The organism is Nonomuraea sp. B19D2 (assembly GCF_040137845.1).
Lineage (GTDB): Bacteria > Actinomycetota > Actinomycetes > Streptosporangiales > Streptosporangiaceae > Nonomuraea.
Genome location: NZ_JBEFAK010000023.1, coordinates 129,471 through 150,545 on the forward strand (window position 1 = coordinate 129,471; position 21,075 = coordinate 150,545).

General features: G+C 70.6%; 20 protein-coding genes. 9 read left to right on the forward strand and 11 right to left on the reverse strand.

Annotation, left to right across the window (positions count from 1 at the left end; translation table 11 throughout):
- Nucleotides 1-44: 44 nt before the first annotated feature.
- Genes ABN273_RS34925 through ABN273_RS34960 form a run of 8 tightly spaced genes read right to left on the reverse strand, consistent with a single transcriptional unit; the run spans nt 45 to nt 8,603 of the window.
- On the reverse strand, nt 45-1,475 hold the full coding sequence (locus tag ABN273_RS34925; protein ID WP_349453369.1) for an aldehyde dehydrogenase family protein: 1,431 nt from the start codon (nt 1,473-1,475) through the stop codon (nt 45-47).
- Nucleotides 1,472-2,506 carry a P1 family peptidase gene (locus tag ABN273_RS34930; protein ID WP_349453370.1) on the reverse strand — a complete coding sequence of 345 codons (1,035 nt, stop codon included), beginning with the start codon at nt 2,504-2,506 and terminating at the stop codon, nt 1,472-1,474. The genes ABN273_RS34925 and ABN273_RS34930 overlap by 4 nt, the downstream gene beginning before the upstream one ends.
- Nucleotides 2,506-3,678, reverse strand: a complete 1,173-nt coding sequence (locus ABN273_RS34935; RefSeq protein WP_349453371.1) for a M20 family metallopeptidase — start codon at nt 3,676-3,678, stop codon at nt 2,506-2,508. The genes ABN273_RS34930 and ABN273_RS34935 overlap by 1 nt, the downstream gene beginning before the upstream one ends.
- The gene (locus tag ABN273_RS34940) at nt 3,675-4,475 is read right to left on the reverse strand and encodes an ATP-binding cassette domain-containing protein (RefSeq protein WP_349453372.1); all 801 of its coding nucleotides are present in this window, start codon (nt 4,473-4,475) and stop codon (nt 3,675-3,677) included. Before ABN273_RS34940 ends, ABN273_RS34935 begins: the two co-directional genes overlap by 4 nt.
- The gene (locus tag ABN273_RS34945) at nt 4,444-5,358 is read right to left on the reverse strand and encodes an ABC transporter ATP-binding protein (RefSeq protein ID WP_349453373.1); all 915 of its coding nucleotides are present in this window, start codon (nt 5,356-5,358) and stop codon (nt 4,444-4,446) included. The genes ABN273_RS34940 and ABN273_RS34945 overlap by 32 nt, the downstream gene beginning before the upstream one ends.
- A complete protein-coding gene (locus ABN273_RS34950) occupies nt 5,345-6,178 on the reverse strand; it encodes an ABC transporter permease (protein ID WP_349453374.1) in 834 nt (277 codons plus the stop codon). The genes ABN273_RS34945 and ABN273_RS34950 overlap by 14 nt, the downstream gene beginning before the upstream one ends.
- Complete coding sequence (locus ABN273_RS34955; RefSeq protein ID WP_349453375.1) at nt 6,175-7,113, reverse strand: ABC transporter permease; 939 nt, start codon at nt 7,111-7,113, stop codon at nt 6,175-6,177. The genes ABN273_RS34950 and ABN273_RS34955 overlap by 4 nt, the downstream gene beginning before the upstream one ends.
- Nucleotides 7,110-8,603, reverse strand: coding sequence for an ABC transporter substrate-binding protein (locus ABN273_RS34960; protein ID WP_349453376.1), 1,494 nt, complete (start codon nt 8,601-8,603; stop codon nt 7,110-7,112). The genes ABN273_RS34955 and ABN273_RS34960 overlap by 4 nt, the downstream gene beginning before the upstream one ends.
- An 88-nt stretch (nt 8,604-8,691) precedes the next feature.
- On the opposite strand from ABN273_RS34960, the gene ABN273_RS34965 reads away from it, so the two are divergent.
- From ABN273_RS34965 to ABN273_RS34990, 6 genes are all read left to right on the forward strand, one after another.
- Nucleotides 8,692-9,444 (forward strand): FadR/GntR family transcriptional regulator, encoded by a 753-nt coding sequence (locus ABN273_RS34965; protein ID WP_349453377.1) that lies wholly within the window; start codon nt 8,692-8,694, stop codon nt 9,442-9,444.
- Between the two features lie 101 nt (nt 9,445-9,545).
- Nucleotides 9,546-10,511: an adenylate/guanylate cyclase domain-containing protein gene (locus ABN273_RS34970; protein WP_349453378.1), complete on the forward strand. Its 966-nt coding sequence runs from the start codon at nt 9,546-9,548 to the stop codon at nt 10,509-10,511.
- A 134-nt stretch (nt 10,512-10,645) separates the two neighbouring features.
- On the forward strand, nt 10,646-11,125 hold the full coding sequence (locus tag ABN273_RS34975; RefSeq protein ID WP_349453379.1) for a SigE family RNA polymerase sigma factor: 480 nt from the start codon (nt 10,646-10,648) through the stop codon (nt 11,123-11,125).
- Nucleotides 11,122-12,135: a hypothetical protein gene (locus ABN273_RS34980; protein ID WP_349453380.1), complete on the forward strand. Its 1,014-nt coding sequence runs from the start codon at nt 11,122-11,124 to the stop codon at nt 12,133-12,135. Before ABN273_RS34975 ends, ABN273_RS34980 begins: the two co-directional genes overlap by 4 nt.
- Before the next feature lie 5 nt (nt 12,136-12,140).
- Nucleotides 12,141-12,893, forward strand: a complete 753-nt coding sequence (locus ABN273_RS34985; protein WP_349453381.1) for an aminotransferase class IV — start codon at nt 12,141-12,143, stop codon at nt 12,891-12,893.
- 56 nt (nt 12,894-12,949) lie between these two features.
- The gene (locus tag ABN273_RS34990) at nt 12,950-14,473 is read left to right on the forward strand and encodes an acyl-CoA synthetase (protein WP_349453382.1); all 1,524 of its coding nucleotides are present in this window, start codon (nt 12,950-12,952) and stop codon (nt 14,471-14,473) included.
- 139 nt (nt 14,474-14,612) lie between these two features.
- Here the strand turns inward: ABN273_RS34990 and ABN273_RS34995 are convergent, their stop codons facing one another.
- Both ABN273_RS34995 and ABN273_RS35000 read right to left on the reverse strand, forming a co-directional pair.
- Complete coding sequence (locus ABN273_RS34995; RefSeq protein WP_349453383.1) at nt 14,613-15,518, reverse strand: NUDIX hydrolase; 906 nt, start codon at nt 15,516-15,518, stop codon at nt 14,613-14,615.
- A gap of 537 nt (nt 15,519-16,055) precedes the next feature.
- Nucleotides 16,056-16,601: a hypothetical protein gene (locus ABN273_RS35000; RefSeq protein ID WP_349453384.1), complete on the reverse strand. Its 546-nt coding sequence runs from the start codon at nt 16,599-16,601 to the stop codon at nt 16,056-16,058.
- A 149-nt stretch (nt 16,602-16,750) separates the two neighbouring features.
- On the opposite strand from ABN273_RS35000, the gene ABN273_RS35005 reads away from it, so the two are divergent.
- Both ABN273_RS35005 and ABN273_RS35010 read left to right on the forward strand, forming a co-directional pair.
- Entirely contained in the window at nt 16,751-17,911 is a 1,161-nt protein-coding gene (locus ABN273_RS35005) for a helix-turn-helix transcriptional regulator (RefSeq protein ID WP_349453386.1), read from the forward strand.
- 5 nt (nt 17,912-17,916) lie between these two features.
- Nucleotides 17,917-18,639 (forward strand): 5-formyltetrahydrofolate cyclo-ligase, encoded by a 723-nt coding sequence (locus ABN273_RS35010; protein ID WP_349453387.1) that lies wholly within the window; start codon nt 17,917-17,919, stop codon nt 18,637-18,639.
- A gap of 90 nt (nt 18,640-18,729) precedes the next feature.
- On the opposite strand, the gene ABN273_RS35015 is transcribed toward ABN273_RS35010, so the two are convergent.
- Nucleotides 18,730-19,689, reverse strand: coding sequence for a LysR family transcriptional regulator (locus ABN273_RS35015; protein ID WP_349453405.1), 960 nt, complete (start codon nt 19,687-19,689; stop codon nt 18,730-18,732).
- Between the two features lie 66 nt (nt 19,690-19,755).
- Here ABN273_RS35015 and ABN273_RS35020 point away from each other — a divergent pair, with 66 nt between their 5' ends.
- Complete coding sequence (locus ABN273_RS35020) at nt 19,756-21,072, forward strand: MFS transporter (protein WP_349453388.1); 1,317 nt, start codon at nt 19,756-19,758, stop codon at nt 21,070-21,072.
- The last annotated feature ends 3 nt before the right edge of the window (nt 21,073-21,075 follow it).

The following is a 21,075-nucleotide window of genomic DNA, read 5'->3' on the forward strand; positions in this document are numbered from 1 at the left end:
TCCTTCGCAGTCGCGGCGGAGCCCCTCCGTCTCAAGGACGACGATCACGCGGGCCGGATGATCGCCATCCTGGTCACGGTCAGCTCCTCGATGGCGAAGCGCGGCCCCTCGCGCCCGATGCCGGAGTCCTTCACGCCGCCGTACGGCATGTTGTCCGCCCTGAACCCCGGCACCTCGTTGACCACCACTCCCCCGGCCTCGATCCGCTCGATCGCGGCGAAGGCGGTGGCCAGCGACCGGGTGAAGACCGCCGCGTGCAGACCGTACCTGGACCGGTTGACGGCGGCGAAGGCGGCGTCGAGGTCGGGCACCGAGCGCACCACCACCACGGGCCCGAAGATCTCCTCGCCCCAGGCGGCGGCGCCGTCGCCGACGCCGGCGAGCACGGTCGGGGCGATGGCGCGGCCCTCGCGGTGCCCGCCCGTGACCGGCTCGCCTCCCGACTCGGCGATCCACTCCAGCACGCGGTCGGTGGCGGCCTGGTCGATGAGCGGGGCGACGCGGGTGTCCGGCAGGCGGGGGTCGCCGACCGTGACCTGCTTGACGCGCTCGGCCAGCAGGGACACGAACCGCTCGCGTACGGGCTCCTCGACCAGCACCCGCTGGACGGAGATGCACGCCTGGCCGGAGGCGTAGTAGCCGCCGCGCACGACGGCGTCGGCGGCCGCCTCCAGATCGGCGTCGGCCGCCACCACGAGCGCCGCGTTCGACCCCAGCTCCAGCAGGACCTTCGTGGGTGCGGCGTTGCGGGCGATGGCGTGCCCGGCGGCGGCCGAGCCGGTGAACGAGACCGCGCCGATCCGCCGGTCCTCCACCAGCGTCCGGCCGACCTCGACGTCGCCGGTGACGAGCTGCACGGCCTGCGGGGGCAGCGCGTTCGCCGAGCGGATGAGGTGCACCAGCCAGAGGGTGGCCAGCGGGGTGGCGGGGGCGGGCTTGACGATGACGGGGCAGCCCGCGGCCACGGCGGGAGCGATCTTGTGGGCGGCGAGCAGCAGCGGGTAGTTGAAGCCGGTGATCCCGACGACCACCCCGATCGGGCGGCGTGTCCAGAACCCGATCAGGCCCTCGCCCGAGGGAAGCAGGTCGAGCGGTACCGTCTCGCCGTGCAGCCTGGCGACCTCCTCGGCGGCCGTGGCGAGGGTGACGAGCGTCCTGGCGACCTCGACCTTGCAGTCGACCAGCGGTTTGCCGGTCTCGAGCACCAGCAGGCGCTCGAACTCCTCGCGGTTGGCCTCGAGGGCGTCGTGGGCCTTCATGAGGGCGGCGCGGCGGGCGTGCGACGGCAGCGCCGCCATGGCGGGCGCCACGGCGAGCGCCTCTTCCACGGCCCGCTCGGCGAGGGCCTTCGTGCCCCGCGGGGCCTCGGCCACCACGGAGCCGTCGTAGGGGAAGGTGATGTCGTCGGTTTCCGCCGTTTCCACCCATCCGTCCCCGATGGGCAGGCCGGACGGCCATGCGGTGTCGATGGTCATGATCGCTTCCGTTGGGCGCTGGGGAACACGTCGAGGTACGCGGGCGCGTCCTCGCGGCCGGTACCGGCGAGGACGGCGTGCGCTATGGCGCGGCTGAACACGTCGGCTCCGGCGGCCAGGAGCTCTTGGAGGGTGTCGTGGCCGGGTTCGGGGCGGGCGCAGGTGGCCAGGGCGAAGATGGTGTCGCCGTCGGTCATGGTGTGGGCCGGTCTGATCGCCCTGGCCAGGCCGTCGTGGGCGACCGCGGCGAGCTTGCCGCACTGGGCCTTGGTGAGGGTGCGGTCGGTGGCCACCACGCCGATGGTGGTGTTGAACGACGGGGCGTTGTCGGGGTGCCAGGCGTCGACCTCCTCCTGGAGCGGGGGTTGGAGGTGGTCGAACTCGCCCGGGAGGCCGTACCGGGCGCCTGCGAGGGTGCCGTCCACGGGGTCGAGCACGGACCCCACGGGGTTGGCGACGACGAGGGCGGCCACGGTGGTGCCGTCCGCGAGCACGACGCTCGCGCTCCCCACGCCGCCGGCCAGGCCGCCCGCCCGTGCCCCCGTGCCCGCCCCGACCGACCCGTTCGGCAAAGGCACGGCGCCATCGAGCGGTGAGCCGCCGTCAGGGGCGAGGGCCGCGTCGTAGGCGGCCGTGCCGAACGTCGCGTCGGGGACGGCGCGGAACGTGCCACCGCGCCCCAGGTCGAAGATGACCGCGGCCGGGACGATGGGCACCACGCCGCCGGCCACCGGGTAACCGACGCCCGCGTCCGCCAGCCGGTCCACCACCCCGCAGGCCGCCGAGAGCCCGTACGCGCTCCCGCCGCTCAGCACCACGGCATGGACCCGCGAGACCAGGTTGCGCGGGTCAAGCAGCTCCGTCTCGCGGGTCCCGGGCGCGGCACCGCGCACGTCGACCCCCGCCACGGCGCCCGAGGGAGGGGCCAGGACGACGGTGGTGCCCGTGCGGTAGCCGCCCTCCGCCCGCTGCGCGTGGCCGACCCGGAGACCGGAGACGTCGGCCAGCGAGTTGGCAGGACCAGGACGCATCAGAAGTCGCCGTTCAGGAACCGGCGGGCCGCCTCGGCGAAGACACGGGTGCACTGGACGATCTCGGCGACCTCCACGAACTCGTCCGCCTGGTGCGCGATCCACTTTCCGCCGGGCCCGTACACCACCGAGGGGACGCCGCCCCAGTGCGTCAGCACGGTCCCGTCCGTGGACCCGGGCACCCCGCCGTAGACCGGCTCCGCGCCGGTGACGGAACGGTGGGCGGCGGCCAGCGCGGCCACCACCGGGTCGGACACGGGCACGTCCACCGGCGGCCGGTCCACCAGCACCGACACCTCGGCCGCGATCCCGTCGCAGGCGGCCAGGGCGGCCACCCGGTCGGCGATCAGCTTGTGCTCGACGCCGGGGATCGTCCGCACGTCCACGAACACCGACGCGGCCGCCGGGATCACGTTGACCTGCTCCTCGGACCCGGCCTGCAGCACGGTCGGCGTGACGTACACCTCGCCGAGGTGCTCGTGCGCGGGATGGCGGCCCTGCAGCTCCTCCTGCAGCGACCGCAGCCCCACCAGCAGCGAGCCCACCGCCGGAAGGGGGTTGCGGCCGTGCTGGGGCATGGCGCCGTGCGCCATCTTGCCGGCGAAGTCCACCCGCAGCCGCAGCGCCCCCTTGGCCACCGCGCAGATCTCGCCCGCCTCGGGCTCGGCGACGATGGCGCCGTCCACGTCGGCGGTGAGCCCTTCGGAGACGAAGTGGTGCGCGCCGATCATGAGGCCTTCCTCGTCGGCCAGCGCGCACACCTTGATCCGCCCGGGGAAAGGTCCAGCCAGCTGCAGCGCCCGGGTGGCGTACAGGGTGGCGGCCAGGCCGGACTTCATGTCGGCGCTGCCCCGCCCCCACAGCTTGCCGTCGCGGATCTCCCCGCCGAACGGGTCCACGGTCCAGGTGGACAGGTCGCCCTCGGTCACCACGTCCGTGTGGCCCTCGAACATCAGTGTCGGCCCGTCACCGCCGCCGCCCTCGACCACGGCCACCACGTTGGGCCGGTCGGGCTCGACCTCGTACACGGTGGGCTGCCAGCCCCACTCCCGCATCTTGGCCGCCACCAGGTCGGCGGCGGCCCGCTCACGCCGTCCGGGGTCGTTGGTGCTGGGGATCCGCACCAGCGCCTGGGTGAACTCCACCACTCCGCCGGCATCGACGTCGATCAAAACAATCCCTCCAGAGTCGGTACGGCCTGCAGCAACGTACGCGTGTAGGGGTGGGCGGGCGCGGCCCAGACCTCGTCCACCGGCCCGCTCTCCACGATCTCCCCGCGGCTCATGACCGCGACCGTCTCGCACACGTGCCGCACCACGGACAGGTCGTGCGAGACGAACACGAGCGTGAGGCCCAGCTCGTCCACGAGGTCGGCGAGCAGGTTGAGTATCTGCCCGCGCACGGACACGTCCAGGGCGCTCACCGGCTCGTCGGCGACCAGCACCTTGGGCCGGGGCGCGAGCGCGCGGGCGATGGCGATGCGCTGCCGCTGCCCGCCGGAGAACTGGTGCGGGTACCGCTCGGCGGCCGACGCGGGCAGCCCGACCTCCTCCAGCAGTTCCGTCACGCGGTCGCCGACCGGCAGGCCGAGCGCGACGAGCGGCTCGGCCACGAGGTCGCGCACGCGCATGCGGGGGTCGAGCGAGCTCATCGGGTCCTGGAAGACGATCTGCAGGTTCTCCCGCAGGAAGCGCAGCCGCCGCTCCGGCCTGCCGGTTATTTCCTGCCCTTCGAAGCGGATGGACCCGCTGGTCGGCTGGTCGAGGCCGCAGAGCAGGCGCAGCAGCGTCGACTTGCCCGAGCCGGACTCGCCGACGATGCCGTACCGCTCGCCCCGTCCCACCGCGAGCGAGACGTCCTTGAGCGCCTGCACGGCGGCGCCCGGCTTGGTGAGCGAGGTGCGGGGCCGGTGGTAGACGCGGCTGAGGTGCTGGGCGTCAATCAGCGGGGTGCCAGCATGCGTGGGCATGGCCGTCTCCTGTCAGCGCCGGTACGTTCTCGCACTTGGGGGTGGCGTCCAGGCAGCGGTTCCGGAAGACGCAGCCGCCGGGGAACTGTCCGGCGGGCGGGACGCTGCCCTTGATGGTGGGCAGCCGGGTGCCCCGCGGGGTGAGCTTGGAGGCGGCCAGCAGGCCCTCGGTGTAGCGGTGGCGGGGCCTGGTGAAGACCTCGCGGATGGGGCCGCTCTCGACGACTCGGCCGCCGTACATGACCAGGACCCGCTCGCAGACGGAGGCGACGACGGCGAGGTCGTGGGTGATGAACAGCAGCGCGGGCGCGACCTCGGCGATCAGCTCGAGCATCTGCTTCTGCACGGTGACGTCGAGCGCCGTGGTGGGCTCGTCGCAGATGAGCAGCTCGGGCTCGTTGGCCAGGGCGATGGCGAGCATGACGCGCTGCCGCTGGCCGCCGGAGAGCTGGTGCGGGTAGGCGCGGGCGATCTGCGCAGGCTCCGGCAGGCGTACGCGTTCCAGCAGGTGGATCGCGCGTTCACGGGCCTCCTGGCGGCTGCGGCCGTGCAGCGTCATGACCTCGGCGACTTGGGCGCCGATGCGCATGAGCGGGTTCAGCGCGGTCATCGGCTCCTGGAAGACCATGGAGACGTCCTGGCCGCGCAGCCGCTTCAACCGGCTCTCCGGCACGCCGACCAGGTCGTTCTCGCCCATCCTCGCGTTGCCCGTGGCGGTGACGCCCTCGGGCAGCAGGCCCATGAGCGACAGCGCGGTCAGCGACTTGCCGGAGCCGGACTCGCCGATCAGCCCGACGCGCTCGCCGGGCGCGATGTCGAACGACACCTCGCGCACCAGCTCCAGCTCGTCCGCCCGTACGGTCAGGCCCTCAACTCTCAGCACGGATCCTCCTGAGCTTCGGGTCGAGGTAGTCGCGCAGGCCGTCTCCCAGGAGGTTGAAGCCGAGCACGGCCAGCGCGATCGCCAGGCCCGGCCAGAGGGCCAGGCGCGGGGTGGAGAACAGCAGCTCCTGCGACTCCTGCAGCATCCGGCCCCAGGACGGGGTCGGCGGGCGGGTGCCGAAGCCGAGGAACGACAGCGCCGCCTCGGCCAGGATCGCGATCGCGAACGACACCGACGACTGCACGATGAGCACGGAGCCGATGTTCGGCAGCACGTGCCGCACGGCGATGGCCGTGCGGCCGCGCCCGGCGGCCCTGGCGGCGAGGATGTAGTCGGTGACCATGACCTGGAGCGTGGCGGCGCGCGCCACGCGGGCGAACGCGGGCACGGTGGCCACGCCGATCGCGATCATCGCGGTGAGCGTGCCCGGCCCGTAGACCGCGCCGAGCATGACGGCCAGCAGCAGCGCCGGGAACGCGAACACCAGGTCGTTGACCCGCATGATCAGCTCGGAGAGCCAGCCGCGCGGCGTCATCCCGGCGACCACGCCGAGTGGCGTGCCGATCACGGCGGCGATGCCGACGGCCACGATGCCGACGTAGAGGGTGGTCCTGGCGCCGACCATGAGCTGGCTGAAGGTGTCACGGCCGAACTTGTCGGCCCCCAGCAGATAGCCCTCGCCCGGCTGCCGGAGCTTGCGCGCGGCGTCCACGAGCGTCGGGTCGTGCGGCGTCCAGAAGAACGACACGACGGCCGCCAGCACCACGAGCCCGACGAGCACGCCGCCGACCAGCAGCCCGGCGTTGATCCGGCCCCTCATCGCAGCCTCGGGTCGAGCAGGTGGTAGGCCACGTCCACCACGAAGTTGATCAGCAGCACGGCTGCCACCAGTACCATCACCACGCCTTGCACGAGCAGCAGGTCACGCCCGGCGACGCCGTTGAGCAGCAGGTCGCCGAGGCCGGGGATGACGAAGACCCGCTCGACCACGACCGCCCCGATCAGGAGGGTGGCCAGCTGCAGGCCGAGCACGGTGACGACGGGGATCGAGGCGTTGCGCAGACCGTGCCGCCACAGGGCGCCGGTGCTGCCCCGGCCCTTGGCGCGGGCCGTGCGCAGGTAGTCCTCGCGCATCACGTCGAGCACGGCGCTGCGCACATACCGGGTGAGCACGGCGCCCTGCACGAGCCCGAGCGACAACCACGGCAGCAGCAGGCTGCGCAGCCACTCCCCCGGGTTCTCGGCGATCGGCACGTAGCCGCCGGACGGCAGCGCCTGGGCCTGCACCGCGAACACGAACACCAGCAGGATGCCGGCCAGGAACGCCGGGATCGCGATGCCGACCTGGCTGACCGCGCTGATGGCCGCGCCCAGGGGGTTGCGGTGGTGCACGGCCGCGAACGTGCCCAGCGGCACCGCGATGGCCAGCGCCACCGCCATGCCGCCGAGCACCAGCACGGCCGTGACGCCGAGCCGGTCGCTGATCTGCGGGCCGATGGGCGAGCTCGTCACGTACGAGGTGCCGAAGTCGCCCTGGAGGAGCCCGCCGAACCAGTCGAGGAACTGCGCGACCGGCGCCCGGTCGGTGCCGAACTGCTTGCGCAGCGCCGCCACCGCCTCCGGGGTGGCGTTCACGCCGAGCGCGACCTCGGCCGGGTCGCCGGGCAGCAGGGCCATGAAAGCGAACACCACCACGCCGGCCACGGCGGTGCTCGCGACGAGCACCGCCAGGCGCTTGATCAGATACAGCGTCACTGTTGCTTGGCGAGCGCGGTGAAGTCGAAGGACTCGGCGATGGCGTTCTTCGGCAGCCCGGTGACGCCCTTCCTCGCCACGATCAGGTTGGGGAAGAGGAAGAGCCAGTCGGCCGCCGCGTCGTCGGACAGCAGCTTGGCGGCCTTCTTCAGGTCGTCGGTCTGCTGCTGCTCGGTGCCCTCGTCGGCGGAGGCGAGCAGCTTGCCGAACTCGGGGTTGTCGTAGTGGAAGTAGTACGACTTGTCGGCAAATATGCCCATGTCGCGGGGTTCGACGTGGTTGATGATGGACAGGTCGTAGTCGCCCTGCTTGAACACCACGTCCAGCCAGCGGGCCGGGAACTCCAGGGGCTCGATCTCGGCGGTGATGCCCACCTGGGCGAGCTGCGACTTGACGACCTGGGCGCTGGCCACCGCGTACGGCAGGTTGGGGATGCGCATCTTGACGCTGAGCGTCTTGCCGCCGAGCAGCTCCTTGGCCTTGGCCGGGTCGTACGGGTAGTCGCCCGTGCGGTCCTCGTACCACGGGTCGGTGGGCGGCACCATCGAGCCGATCAGCTGGCCGCGCCCGGCCCAGGCGGTCTCCAGCAGCGCCTTGTGGTCGATCGCGTAGCGGACGGCCTGCCTGGCCTTCTTGTCGTTGAACGGCGGGCGGCTGTTGTTCATCGACAGCACGACCTCGCCGTTCGTGGTGCCCTCGACCGTCTGGAAGCGGTTGGGGTCGGCGAACTGCTGCAGCGACTCGGGCGCCTGCACGGCCGAGATGACGTCGATGCCGCCGGTCAGCAGCGCGTTGTTCATCGCCGTGGCGTCCTTGAAGTACTTCAGCGTGATCGACGACAGCGACGGCTTGGTGCCCCAGTAGGAGGCGTTCGGGTTGAGCTGGATGGAGTCGCCGCGCCGCCACGAGCCGAGCGTGTACGGGCCGGTGCCGACGGGCTTGTTGGCCAGGTCGGAGACCCCGGTCCGGCTGAACATGGCGCCGAGCCTGGTGGCCATCGAGTAGAGGAAGCCGTTGCTGGGCTTCTTGAGCGTGACGACAGCGGTGGAGTCGTCCTTCTTCTCCACCTTGTCGACGACGTCGAGCTGGGCCTTGATCTTGAGCTTCCAGTCCGTCTTCACCCGGTCGAGCGAGAACACCACGTCGTCGGCCGTGAACGGCGCGCCGCTGCTGAACTTGACGTTCTTGCGCAGCGTGAACGTGTAGGTCTTCCGGTCGGGCGAGACCTCCCACTTCTCGGCGAGCAGCGGCACGATCTTGCCGTCCTGGTCGAGCTTGACCAGGCCCTCGTACACGTTGACCAGCAGCGCCTGGGGAATGGCGGCGCCCTCGGTCGAGGTGAAGTCCAGGTTCGCGGGCTCGGCCACGAATCCGACGGACAGCGTCTGGGTCTTGGGGGTGGAGCTGCCGCCGCCGCTGGAGGTGCCGCCGCAGGCGGCCGTGCCCAGCAGGAGACCGCCGGCGGCGATCCAGATCCCGATTCGCCTCATGTCTTACAGCCTCCTGGCTAGTGCACTGGTCGGACCAGTAGGCTACGCACATTGCCAGTCGACGGCGGCTCGGGTCAAGGGGGCTTTCATGGGTGGTCCGCGTTTCGAGCCGGTGCGTACCGTACGCGCCTATGAGCGGGTGGTGGAGCAGGTCGAGGAGGCCATCGAGAGCGGCGCGCTCTCACCGGGCCAGCGGCTGCCGAGTGAGCGGGAGCTGATGGTGCAGTTCTCGGTCAGCCGCTCCACCGTGCGCGAGGCGCTGCGGGTGCTCCAGGCACGCGGCTTGGTGCGGTCGCGGCCCGGCGACCCGAACGGCGCGGAGGTGCTGCCGTTCTCGCCCGCCACGCTGCACAAGTCGATGAGCACGCTGGCCAGGGTGTCGGAGCTGTCGCTGGCCGAGCTGGTGCAGTTCAGGATGGTGCTCGACTCCTCGGCCATCCTGCTGGCCGCGCGGCTGCGCACCGATGCCCAGCTCGCCGAGATGGCCTCGGCCGTCGCGGCCATGCGGGCGGCCGTGGAGGCGGGCCAGGACGCGTTCGGCGAGGCCGACGTGGCCTTCCACGACGTGGTGGCGCGGGCGAGCGGCAACAAGCTCATCCAGATCTGCATGGACGTGGTCCGCTCGATCGTGCTGAAGCTGGTCTCGGAGAAGATCGCCGACGCGGACGACCGGGAGGCGCTGATGCGGCAGAGCATCCGGCACCACGAAGAGGTGCTGGATGCCATGCGGGCGGGCGACGGCCCGCTGGCCGCCCGGCTGTCCAGGAAGGCGATGTACGACTACTACGCGGGCTATGTCCCGGCCGGCGAGCGCGCCGCCCTCCTGGCCCTGCTGGACTGACGCCTTTCGCAGGACGCCTTTCGCAGGACGCCTTTCGCAAGTCGTGCCGGCCTGGGACAGCCCAGGTCCGGCTGGACGGAACCGGGTGTTATCTTGCCTGCGTGGAGCGCGTGGATGGGGACGGGCTGACAGAGGCCTTTCTGCGCGAGCCGCGCCGCTACACCAGCCACCAGGTCGCCGACATGGCGGGGGTGCCGGTCTACCGCGCGCGGCGATACTGGCGTGCCCTGGGGTTCGCGAACGTGGCCGACGACGCGGTCGAGTTCACCGACTCCGACGTGGAGGCGCTCAAGACCATGCTCGCCATGGTCCGCTCGGGCATCTACGACGAGGAGCACATGCTGCTCGTGGCCCGCTCGCTCGGCAGCGCGACCGCCCGGCTGGCCGAGTCGCAGGCCGAGATGGGCGTCGACGCGCTCGACCAGGCGGGCGTCCCGCTGGCCGAGCGCCCGCGGGCCTGGCGGCGGCGGGCCGAGCGGGTGGTGCCCGATCTCGCGCGGCTGCTCGTCTACACCTGGCAGCGCCAGCTTGCCGCCGCCGCGGGGCGCATCGCCGAGCAGGACATGAGCGCGGTACGCCTGGCCGTCGGCTTCGCCGACCTGGTCGCGTTCACCCGGCTGAGCAGGCAGATCACGGGGACCGAGCTGGCCAGGCTGATCGACAGGTTCGAGGGGCGCTCGGCCGACATCGTGACCTCGACCGGCGGGCGGGTGGTCAAGACGCTGGGCGACTCCGTGCTGTTCGTGGCCGACCAGGCACACGTGGTGGCGGAGATCGCGCTGCGGCTGGTGGAGACGCACGCGCGAACCAAGGACATGCCCGAGCTGCGGGTGGGGCTGGCGGCCGGGCCGGTGATCTGGCGCATGGGGGACGTGTTCGGCACGACGGTCAATCTGGCCAGCAGGCTCACGGCCCTGTCGCTGCCGGGGACGATCCTGGCGGATCCGCAGTTCGCGGAGGAACTCGAAGGGGACCGGGCGTTCCGGCTCCGGGAGGTCAACCGGCTGTCGGTGCGCGGGCTGGGCGAACTGGCCCCCTTCACGGTGACCCGCGCCGGCTCGGTCTGACCCCGGACCGCGGCGCCCTTCGGTGAGCAGTGGCTGTCCCGCGGCGGTTTTCGGGAACCTGGGCGGGCGGGCAACCTCGTGTCGCGGTCGATGCGTCACTACCGTCGGCAGGCTCTGACAGGAGGCAGTTCAAGTTGGCGGATAGGGCGATATTTCAGGACTTCGTGGTCGCCAGGTCGGATCGGCTGTTACGTACCGCGTACCTGCTGACCCACGACTGGGCGGCGGCGGAGGACCTGCTGCAGGAGTCGCTGGCGAAGGCGTGGTTCGCCTGGCCGGGCATCGACGAGCCCGAGGCGTACGTGCGCAGGGTGCTGGTGACCACGTACACCTCCTGGTGGCGCCGCAGGTGGCGCAGGGAGCTGCCCAGCGGCGACCTGCCGGACGGGCCCGCGCACGACGACGAGGGCCGGCGCGAGGAGCTGTGGCAGGCGGTCGGCCGGCTGCCCGCCAAGCAGCGCGCGGTGATCGTGCTGCGCTTCTACGAGGACCTGCCGGTGGCGGAGGTGGCCAGGGTGCTGGGCTGCCAGGAGGGCACGGTCAAGAGCCAGACCGCGAAGGCGCTGGCCAAGCTGCGAGTGGACGAGTCGATCGTGAAGGAGCTGCACCGATGACCGTGCAAGACCTGCGTGACGTCCTGCGTGAGCAGGCCGAGGCCCCGTCGCCCGCGAACCCGTACCGGCACGAGCAGGTCCGCTCCCGCATCCGCCGGACCAGGCTGCGCAGGCGGGTGACGGCGGGCGCCGCGGTGGTGGCGGCGGTCGCGGTCGGCGTCTACCTGGTCCCCGCCGCGCCACGGGAACGGGAGACGACGGCGGCGGCCCAGACCGGGAGCACCGCGAAGCCCGGCCGGCTGCCCGAGTCGTTCACCTCCGGCGACGGCACCGAGTACCGCCGCCTGGCCGCCACCGCGCTCAAGGCGAAGGGCGAGACGAAGACCTCGGTCAAGGTCACGGTCTCCGGCAAGCCGCTGGAGGTGGCCGGGCGGTGCGACGGCGACCCCCGCAGCGATACGCCGGCCGTTCTCGTGAACGGCCAGGTCACCGCAGGCCCGGGCTCCCTGCCGTGTTCGAAGGAGATGTCGATGTTCCCGCTGACCGTGCCCCGCGGCGTGACGGAGGTCACCGTCACGTTCGACACGATCCGCGTCGGCGGGGGATGCGCGCGGCGGAAGAAGGACGGCCCGTGCGTGCCGATCGAACCCCGCCCAGCGAACTGGAGCCTGGCCGTCTACGAGTGGACGCCGCCCGCCGAGCCGGTCGAGCCGGGGCCGGTCGGGGCGTTCCCCGCTCGGGCCGGCGGCATGAAGCTGGCCGATTCCACGACGGGCGTGTGGCCGCGGGACTCGTCGTTCACTCTCGCGGTGCGGTCGGGGAGCGGCAAGCTCGGCGTCGACCAGCTCTGCACGGGCGACCTGGCCTCGCGTCTGTGGTTCAGGATCCAGGTCGAGGGCCAGGAGTCGAGCGGTAACTGCGGCGTCTGGAAGAAGGGCTCGTACCCGATGGCGATGAGCGAGTTCGCCGTGCCCAAGGGCAAGCGAGTGACGATCACCGGGAAGATCAGCATCTGGGGCGGGCACACCAACCGCCCGGTTCGCTGGTCGGTCGGAGCGTTCGTAAGGTAGATCACGTGACGGAACGCGCTGCCATCGAGGGCAGGCTGGTGGACGCCGACGCGCGCTTCATGCTGCACGCGCGCTACGGCCACTTCACCGCCATGCAGGTCAGGGATCGCCGGGTGCGCGGGCTCGAGCTGCACTTCGCGCGGCTGGAGGCGGCCGGCACGGAGCTGTTCGGCGTCCCGCTCGACCGCGCCGCGGTGCTCGGCTCCATCAGGGCCGTGCTCGGCGACGCGCGGGACGCCAGCGTGCGCGTGTACGTCGTGGAGACCGACCGCCCGCACGTGATCGCGAACGCCGCCCCGCCCCACGAGGCGCCCACCCGCCCGCAGAGCGTGAAGCCGGTCGCGTACCAGCGCTTCCTGCCGCACATCAAGCAGGCGTCCGGCATGCTGCAGGCCCACGTCGGGCGGCTGGTCCGGCGCGAGGGCTTCGACGAGGCGCTCCTCACCACCGAGGACGGCCTGATCAGCGAGGGCTCGATCACCAACCTGGGCGGCTTCGCCGGCGGCCGCCTGGTCTGGCCGGACGCGCCGATGCTGCACGGGATCACGATGCAGTTGCTGGAGCGGATCGACGTCCCGCAGGAGCGGCGGCCACTGAAGGTCGCCGACCTGCCGGGCTTCGACCAGGTCTTCCTCTGCAACTCCTGGGGCGTGTGGCCGGTCGGCCGGGTGGACGACGTGCCGCTGCCCCAGGACGACGCGCTGATGGCCCGCCTGCTCGACCACTACGACCGCATTGCGTGGGATCCTCTGGATTGAGCCCGCCGCAGGGTACGATCGCCCAAATCGTTCTGCGATCACAAGGGAAGCCCCGCATGACGACTCGCCGGCACGCCATCGGTGATCTCCTCCGTCGTTCCGCCGCCCGCTACCCGGCCAAGACCGCCATCGTGTACGGCGACCTGCGCCAGAGCTACGCCGATCTCGACCTCGCGGTGAACCGCACGGCCAACGCGCTGGCGGCGCGCGGCGTCGGCAAGGGCGACCGGTTCGCCGTCTTCAGTCACAACAATCACGCGTTCGTGGTGGCGTACTTCGCGCTGGCGCGGCTGGGCGCGATCTCCGTGCCGATCAACTTCATGCTCGGATCGGCAGAGGTCGCGTACATCCTGGAGCATTCTGGAGCGACCGGCATGCTCGTGGAGAAGGCGCTCCTCCCGGTGGCCGAGGCCGCCGTCGGCCCGCAGGTCAGGGTGCGCGGCGTGATCGGGTCGGCGGACGGCTGGGAGCCGTTCGCGGAGTGGGCGGCCTTCGGCGACGCGTCGGAGCCGCAGGTGGAGATCGCCGACGACGACCCGATCCAGCTCATGTACACCAGCGGCACCGAGTCACGCCCCAAGGGCGCCACGCTGTCGAGCCGCAGCCTGATCGCCCAGTACGTCACGTGCGTCGTGGACGGCGAGATGAGCCACCACGACGTCGAGGTGCACGCCCTCCCGCTCTACCACTGCGCGCAGCTGCACTGTTTCCTCACGCCCGGCATCTACCTCGGCGCCACCAACATCATCCTGCCCGGCCCGAGCCCCGCGGCGGTCCTGGCCACGATCGAGGGCGAGCGGGCCACCAAGCTCTTCTGCCCGCCCACCGTCTGGATCGGTCTGCTGCGCCATCCCGACTTCGACCGCCGCGACCTGTCGTCCCTGCGCAAGGGCTACTACGGCGCCTCGATCATGCCCGTGGAGGTGCTCAAGGAGATCGCCACCCGCCTGCCGGACGTCCGCCTGTTCAACTTCTACGGCCAGACCGAGATGGCCCCGGTCGCCACGATCCTCGGCCCGGAGGAGCAGCTCACCCGGCTCGGCTCGGCCGGCAGGGCCGCACTCAACGTCGAGACCAGGATCGTCGACGACCAGGACAGGCCCGTGCCGCCCGGCGTGGTCGGCGAGATCGTCCACCGCAGCCCGCACGCCATGCTCGGCTACTGGAACGACCCCGGCAAGACCGCGGAGGCGTTCAGGGGCGGCTGGTTCCACAGCGGTGACCTGGGCGTCATGGACGCCGACGGCTACCTGTCCGTGGTGGACAGGAAGAAGGACATGATCAAGTCGGGCGGCGAGAACGTGGCCAGCCGCGAGGTGGAGGAGGCCGTCTACCAGCATCCGGCGGTGGCGGAGGCGGCGGTGTTCGGGGTGCCGGACGAGAAGTGGATCGAGGCGGTGACGGCCGCGGTGGTCCTGCGCCAGGGGGCGGGGGTGACCGAGGACGAGCTGATCGCATTCCTGCGGGAGCGGCTGGCCTCCTTCAAGACGCCCAAGCGGGTGGTGTTCGTGGACGCCCTGCCGAAGAACGCCTCGGGCAAGGTGCTCAAGCGGGAGCTGCGCAACGCGTTCCCCGCGTAGTTCAGGGGCCTCGCCAGCAGGTCGGCGGCGGTCAGGGGGCGTTCCAGGGCGAGTGGCTGCGTACGGGAGACACCTACATCAGAGACGAGGACGGCTTCTACCAGTGCCTCGGCCGTTCCAACGAGCTCTTATCGGGTCATCAATGATTTGTAGACCATTCGTGCAGGGCGAATGGGACCTGGTCCAGGACGTTCGCGATGGCGGCCGCCGGATAGTCGATCATGTCTCGGGGCAGCTCGGCCAAGGGCCACCAGGCGAGTTCCGAGCATTTGTCCGGCTCGGCGTTGTACGGCTCGCCGGTCCACTTGCGGGCGGTGAAGAAGAGGCCGACGCGTTCGGGAGCGCGGTGCATGACATGGGCGAACGCGAGGTCGGCCGGGTCGATCCGCACGCCCAGTTCCTCCCCCACCTCGCGGACAGCTGCCTCCGTCACCGACTCTCCCGCCTCGAGGTGACCGGAGGGCAGGTGCCACAGACCGTCCCCGTAGCCGGTGCCGTGGCGCCTGCCGAGCAGCACATGGGTGCCGTGGGCGTCGCCGATACCGCGAATGTCGCGGAGGAGCAACACGTGCACGTCAACGATGGCCCGGAAGCGCTGTCGCGACGTTGCGCCCGAGACGGACGTCTGGCCCAACGCGTGCGCCTGGGTCGAGGCGGGCGGCTGCGGGTGGTCAGCGGGTTCGAGTGCTCGGTGGAGAGCTGATGATGGGCGTGGAAGCGGTCGGCGGTCGAGGGCTTGGGTCCATTTGACCGCGACGGCGGCCACCTGGATCAGCTCGGCTCGCAACCGTTCGGGGTCCGTCTCCGCAAACGCCTCCAGCACCTCCTCCGCCAGGATGTGCCTCCAGGTGAGCGCCCCGCCCGCAGCCGCCGCCTCCGTCTCGCGCCTGGCCCGGTCGGACTCGGCAACCGTCCCCTCGTCACCGGTCCCGTCGGGCAGGATCTGCATGCCCCACATCGCATCCTGAGCCGCCCGCTCGGCCGCCACGTCCGCGAGCACCCTCGCCAACGCCCCCGGCACACCCGCGTCGCCATCGTGTGTCATGGTCACTAGTTTGGCCTCGTCCGGGGTGTGCGATGCCCCGCTGCCGCTCCCCAACGCGCACCACCGACGACCACCACCCGGCCTCTTCTTCCGCCCCATCTTCTTCTCGCATGCCTGCCCCCTTCTCCTATGCGCCCGGCCCGTTCCTCCATGAGCGCCTGCCACGACACGACGAGGGAGTCCGCGCTCCTGCGCCTCGCGTAGAAGTGGCGTGGCCGATCCTCGGACACGTCTCACCCATCGCACGTGTGCAGGGTCACCGGCACTCGCACGCGATTCCCAAGCCACCTCCCGGCATGCTCACCAGCCCTACCGTTCGGCCCAGTTGCCCATTCGAGTCCGAATACGAGAGCGCAAATACATGTGATATAGCGCCGTGGCGGTGTAGCCGTCACGGGTGTCATCGACATTCAGATCGAAAAAGTCGAGGAATTCGACTTTCGAAAACGCCGCGCATACTGCATGACGTTCGCCCAGCTGGGCCGCTTCATACGCCCCAGGATGGGCAAGGCTCCACGCGTCTGGTGACATACCCGATCACGACCCGCCCAGCGCGGCGGGATCTGTGGCGCGAAGATCCCTGTATCGTGCGGCGATGCGCCGCGCGGCCCGTGTCGGGTCCGCCGTGGGATGCCAGGCATAGACGGGTCGATCGCGTCGATCGTTCCAGCCCGAACACCACCAGAAAAGATCACCGTTCGTCCACACGGCCAGGCCACGCCAGATCGACACCACGGCCAACCCGTAGCCGTCGTTCACATCGGCCGTGATCCCATGCTGGGACAACTCTCGTCGTAGCTGGTCAGCCACGGCAACGGCACCTAAGGGGCTGAGGAGAGGCGCGCGCTCAGGTGGCATACGGCCGTGCATCATCGCTCCGCCCATGGGAGAGGCTTTTGTGCTGGCGTGCCGGATCGCGTTCGTGCCCAGTTCGCCGACCAGGACCTCGGCGCGCTCGCTCAACTGGGTGAGGCGACGGCGGTGAAGCATCTGCCGTAGCCATCGGCGGGTTGCCCGCACCGACAGCGGCTCAGGCGACACGGTGAACGTCCGTGACAGCGTCTCGGTCAATTGGCTGGTCATAGCCATGAAGGAAACGCCTCATCGAGGAGTGTCTCCACAGCACAACCGTGCAGGAATGACGCATCAATGTGGCGTTGCGCCTGCCAACCTGCCGGGATACGGGCAATACTCCTGTCAGAACTCCTGTCAGTTCACGGAGGAGCGCGTTCGTGGCCCAACGGCGACAAAGGCTCACTCAACGACGCAAATTGCTCGGCTTCTCCCAGGAGAAGCTAGCTGAGGCGGTCGGAGTCGAACGGTCAACTGTCGTGCGCTGGGAACTGGGCGACACAGAACCGCGTCCTTGGCAGCGCCCGAAACTGGCGACCGTTCTCAAGATCTCACTTGACGAGCTGGAATCCCTGCTCACTGCTCATCCGAAGGATGATTCGAAAAGTGAGCGACTCGAATTCGTGCTCCAGAATCCCGCCGCTGTTGACCTGGTCACGGTCGCTCATCTCGCGCAAGAGGTGCAACGGCTCACCAGCGAATACGACAGTGCGCCGTCCGCCTCGCTGCTGGCCAGTGCCGCTCAAGCCCATAGCCAGGTGACCCTGCTGCAATCGCACGCGCCGAGCGGGCGGATTCGCCGTGAGCTTTCGATCTCCACTGCCGAGTCTGCCACGTTGATGGGGCAACTGATCTGGGACGCGTCCCAGCGGCGTGACCACGTCGTCTCGGCGCGATACTTCGATCAGGCGATAGGGGCGGCACGTCAGATCCGTGATCCGGTGTTGGAAGCCCACGCCCACCTGCGTAAGGGATTCATCGCCCTGTACGGCAGGAAGGATCCCAGGGAGGGTTTGAGACTCTGTAACGAGACGGCGATCGTGGGCGCCTCAGCGAGCAATGTGCTTGCAGGACTGGGCTTCCTGCACGTGGGCGAGGCGCACGCGATGATGGGTGAACGCCGGGAGTGTGAGAAGGCGTTGAGCAAGGCAGAAGACAGGTTCGCCCGCGTACACCCGGACGACGAGGCAATGTACATGTTCTCGTCCTCCCAATTCGATCGCCTCGCCGGATCGTGCTACCTGTTCCTCGGCGCGAACGACAAGGCCGAGCAGATCCTCACACGGACCGCCCGCGCGCTGGTGCAGTGGAAGAAATCTCAGTCCATCGTGCTGGGCAATCTCACGCTCGCCTACATCCGGCAGGGCAAGTTGGGGGAGGCGTGCGGCACGTTGCACGAGGCGATCGACCTGATCGAGGCCACGCGCGGCGGGGGAGGGCTCAACATCGCGTTTGCTGCGGGCCGTGAACTGGCGCCGTGGCGACACGAACCGTGGGTCCAGGAGATCAGCGACCGTCTGTTCGGGCTGATGACAACGTGACGAGTATGAGCCTTGACGCTGCCAAGAACGCCATCCGGGAACGTATCTGGTCCACACTGATCGAGGCCCAGGTCTCGACCGCGGACGCCCGAGGGTACATCCCCGATTTCGTCGGCTCAGACCGCGCGGCCGACCTGCTCGCCTCGACGGATGTGTGGCGCGCTGCCCGAACGGTGAAGGCCAACCCTGACACCGCGCAGCTTCCCGTCCGTGCGCAAGCGCTGACTGAAGGCAAGATCCTTTATATGGCGGTCCCGAAGATCGCTACGATCGAACCGTTCTATCTGATTGACCCTGCTAAATCAGGTCTTCCGCCTGTTCAAGCGGCATCCAGCAGGGTTGCCGCTCAGGCTTATCCACGCGTAGGGATCGAGGACATGCGTCAGATAGACCTGGTGGTGTGCGGCACGGTGGCGGTCAATCGTCAGGGGGTACGGCTCGGCAAGGGAGCTGGTTACTCCGACATCGAGGTGGCCCTGTTGATCGAGGACGGGTTGGTAACCGATGAGACCGTAATCGTGACTACGGTGCACTCGCTGCAAGTGGTCGATGAGCCTCTGCCGGAGAGTGATCACGATTTCCGGGTGGACTTGATCGTTACCGAGAACGACATTATCGAGTGCCCGCGATCGCCACGCCCTTCTGGCCTGGTCTGGGAGAGCATGCCCGCCGAGAAGATCACGGCGATTCCGATTCTGGGTGCGCGGGCGAAGAACCACCTGAATTAAGGGCGGTTCGTCTCGCTGCGGAGCCATTCGAGGTAGCGTTCGCTGGCCGCCTCGAAAGGGGTTGTCGCCGAGACAGCAGCGGTGTCATCGTCAACGTCCAGGCATGGCGGGGCGGAAGCCGGGGCCGAGGTCGGTGGTGCCCGCGCGCACATGGTCCCGGAAAGCACGTACAGCCGGCGTCAGTCGCGCCCCCGTGGACCAGCTCGCCCCGATCGTCCTGAACATCGGCGGAGACAGCGGAATCTCCACCACGCCCGAGGTGGACGGGGAGCGGACCGCCCTCGGGGTGGAGCGAGGCAGGATCGCCACGCCGAGCCCCAACGCCACCAGCCCCCGTACGGTCTCCGCCTCCTGCCCCTCGAAGGCGATCCTCGGCTCGAACCCCGCCGCCGCGCACATGTCATCGGTGATCTGGCGCAGTCCGTACCCGTGCTCCAACAACACCAGCTCCTCCCCCGCCAGTTCGGCCGCCCGTACCCGCGCCCGGTTGGCGAAACGGTGGGACGGTGGCACGGACAGCACCAGCTCCTGGTCGGCGAGCGGGGTGCTGGCCAGTTCGGGGTCGTCCAGGGGCATGGGGGCGACGAACACCAGGTCGATCGCGCCCTCGCGGAGCGCTTCCAGCATGTCCTGGCGCGAGCCCTGGACCAGGCTGAAGCGGATGCCGGGGTGGCGCTCGCGGAAACCGGCGATGAGGGACGGCACGAGCGTGCGCCCCAGGAGGTGGAGGAAGCCCAGGACGACGCGGCCGGTGGTGGGGTCGATCTCTTCGCGGACCTCCCGGGCGGCGGTGGCCATCGCGGTGAGGGCGCGGGCGGAGGCGGCGGCCAGGGTACGGCCCGCCCTGGTGAGACGGATGCCACGGCCGGAGGGGACGACGAGCGGGGCGCCGATCAGGTCCGCCAGGGCGGCGAGGCGGCGGCTGGCCGTGGGCTGGGGGATGCCGAGGAGCTCGGCGGCGCGCGTCACATGGCCCGTCTCGCCCACGGCGGCCAGGATGGCCAGGGCGGGGGCCAGGCGCGCGGCCAGCGCTTCGTCAGATTCATCCATCACGGTATGAATTATCGCCCATTCGTGTATTAGACGTATTTATTAGCCTTGCTTAGCGTTGCTGGCGTGGTGGTCATCGACGCTCCTCCGGCGGTTCCCGGCACGCGGCGGGTCAGTGCGGCTGTGGCGGCGGCCGGGGTGTCGTCGTTCGCGCTCCTGTACGCGCCGCAGCCCGTGCTTCCGCAGCTCGCCGCGGCGTTCAGGTTGGATCCGGGCAGCGCCTCACTGGCCATCGGGGTGGCGACGGGGTCGCTGGCCGTGGCCGTGCTGCCGGCGGCCTGGCTGGCCGGGCTGGTGGGACGGCGGCGGGTGATCCTCTGGTCCGTGGTGCTCTCTGCGATGATCGGGCTGCTGCTGCCGCTGGCGCCGTCCTTTCCGGTGCTGCTGGCGATGCGCGCGGTCCAGGGCGTGGCGATCGCCGGGTTCGCCGGGGTGGCGGCGGCGTACCTGGCCGACGTGGTCGGTACGGCGCGGCTTCCCGGTGCGGTGGGGGCGATGATCGCCGGCAACTCGGTCGGCGGGATGCTGGGACGGCTCGGAGCCGGATTCGCCGCCGGGCCGATGGGGTGGCATGGCGCGTTGCTGGTGGTGGCGGGAGTGTCCGGCTTGTGCGCGCTGTTCGCGGCCCGGACACTCCCTCGGGCAGCGGCCCGGACGCACCCGCCCGCTGCCGACCACACCACTGACCGCGCGCAACCCGCTCGGCTGAGCGGCGACTGCGGACATACGCCCCTCGTGCACGAGACCGGCGAGAACGACGGCGACGCCGACGTGGCGCCCAGGCAGAAGGCCCATCGGCCTGGCCGTGAGGCGGAGGCGGGGAGGCGGATGGGGGCCGGGCTGGTCGTGCCCTTCGTCGTGGGCGCGCTGGCCATGGGGGCGTTCGTCGCGCTCTACAACGCCGCCGGGTTCCGCCTGACCGCCCCTCCCCTCTCCCTCACCCCCGCCGCCGCCTCCCTCGTCTTCCTCGCCTACGCCATGGGCACCGCCTCCTCGGCCGCCGCCGGGCGCGTGGCGAGCCGGCTCGGACGTTCGAAGGCGCTGGTCGCGGCGCTGCTCTTGACGGTGGCGGGCTCCCTGCTCACCATCCCCACGTCGCTCCCGCTCGTGGCGGCCGGGTTCGCCGTGCTGACCGCCGGGTTCTTCGCCGCGCACGCCATCGCCAACGCCTGGGTCACCGCCGAGGCGACCCCGCACGCCCGGGGCCGCGCCGCCGGCGTCTACACCCTCTGCTACTACCTGGGCAGCGGCGCGGGCGGCACGGTGGGCAGCATCGTGTACGGACACGCGGGCTGGACCTGGCTCATCGCCCTGACGTCGGCCTGGTTGCTGCTGGCGATCGCGGCGGTGCTCATACGCCGGCGCTCGCCCGCCCGGATATAGGCG

Excerpts from the sequence above, each read along its gene's own strand:
- ABN273_RS34925 (WP_349453369.1), bottom strand. The coding sequence starts at position 1,475 with ATGACCATCGACACCGCATGGCCGTCCGGCCTGCCCATCGGGGACGGA.
- ABN273_RS34930 (WP_349453370.1), bottom strand. The coding sequence starts at position 2,506 with ATGCGTCCTGGTCCTGCCAACTCGCTGGCCGACGTCTCCGGTCTCCGG.
- ABN273_RS34940 (WP_349453372.1), bottom strand. The coding sequence starts at position 4,475 with ATGCCCACGCATGCTGGCACCCCGCTGATTGACGCCCAGCACCTCAGC.
- ABN273_RS34950 (WP_349453374.1), bottom strand. The coding sequence starts at position 6,178 with ATGAGGGGCCGGATCAACGCCGGGCTGCTGGTCGGCGGCGTGCTCGTC.
- ABN273_RS34960 (WP_349453376.1), bottom strand. The coding sequence starts at position 8,603 with ATGAGGCGAATCGGGATCTGGATCGCCGCCGGCGGTCTCCTGCTGGGC.
- ABN273_RS34965 (WP_349453377.1), top strand. The coding sequence starts at position 8,692 with ATGGGTGGTCCGCGTTTCGAGCCGGTGCGTACCGTACGCGCCTATGAG.
- ABN273_RS34980 (WP_349453380.1), top strand. The coding sequence starts at position 11,122 with ATGACCGTGCAAGACCTGCGTGACGTCCTGCGTGAGCAGGCCGAGGCC.
- ABN273_RS34990 (WP_349453382.1), top strand. The coding sequence starts at position 12,950 with ATGACGACTCGCCGGCACGCCATCGGTGATCTCCTCCGTCGTTCCGCC.
- ABN273_RS34995 (WP_349453383.1), bottom strand. The coding sequence starts at position 15,518 with ATGACACACGATGGCGACGCGGGTGTGCCGGGGGCGTTGGCGAGGGTG.
- ABN273_RS35000 (WP_349453384.1), bottom strand. The coding sequence starts at position 16,601 with ATGACCAGCCAATTGACCGAGACGCTGTCACGGACGTTCACCGTGTCG.
- ABN273_RS35010 (WP_349453387.1), top strand. The coding sequence starts at position 17,917 with ATGAGCCTTGACGCTGCCAAGAACGCCATCCGGGAACGTATCTGGTCC.
- ABN273_RS35015 (WP_349453405.1), bottom strand. The coding sequence starts at position 19,689 with ATGGATGAATCTGACGAAGCGCTGGCCGCGCGCCTGGCCCCCGCCCTG.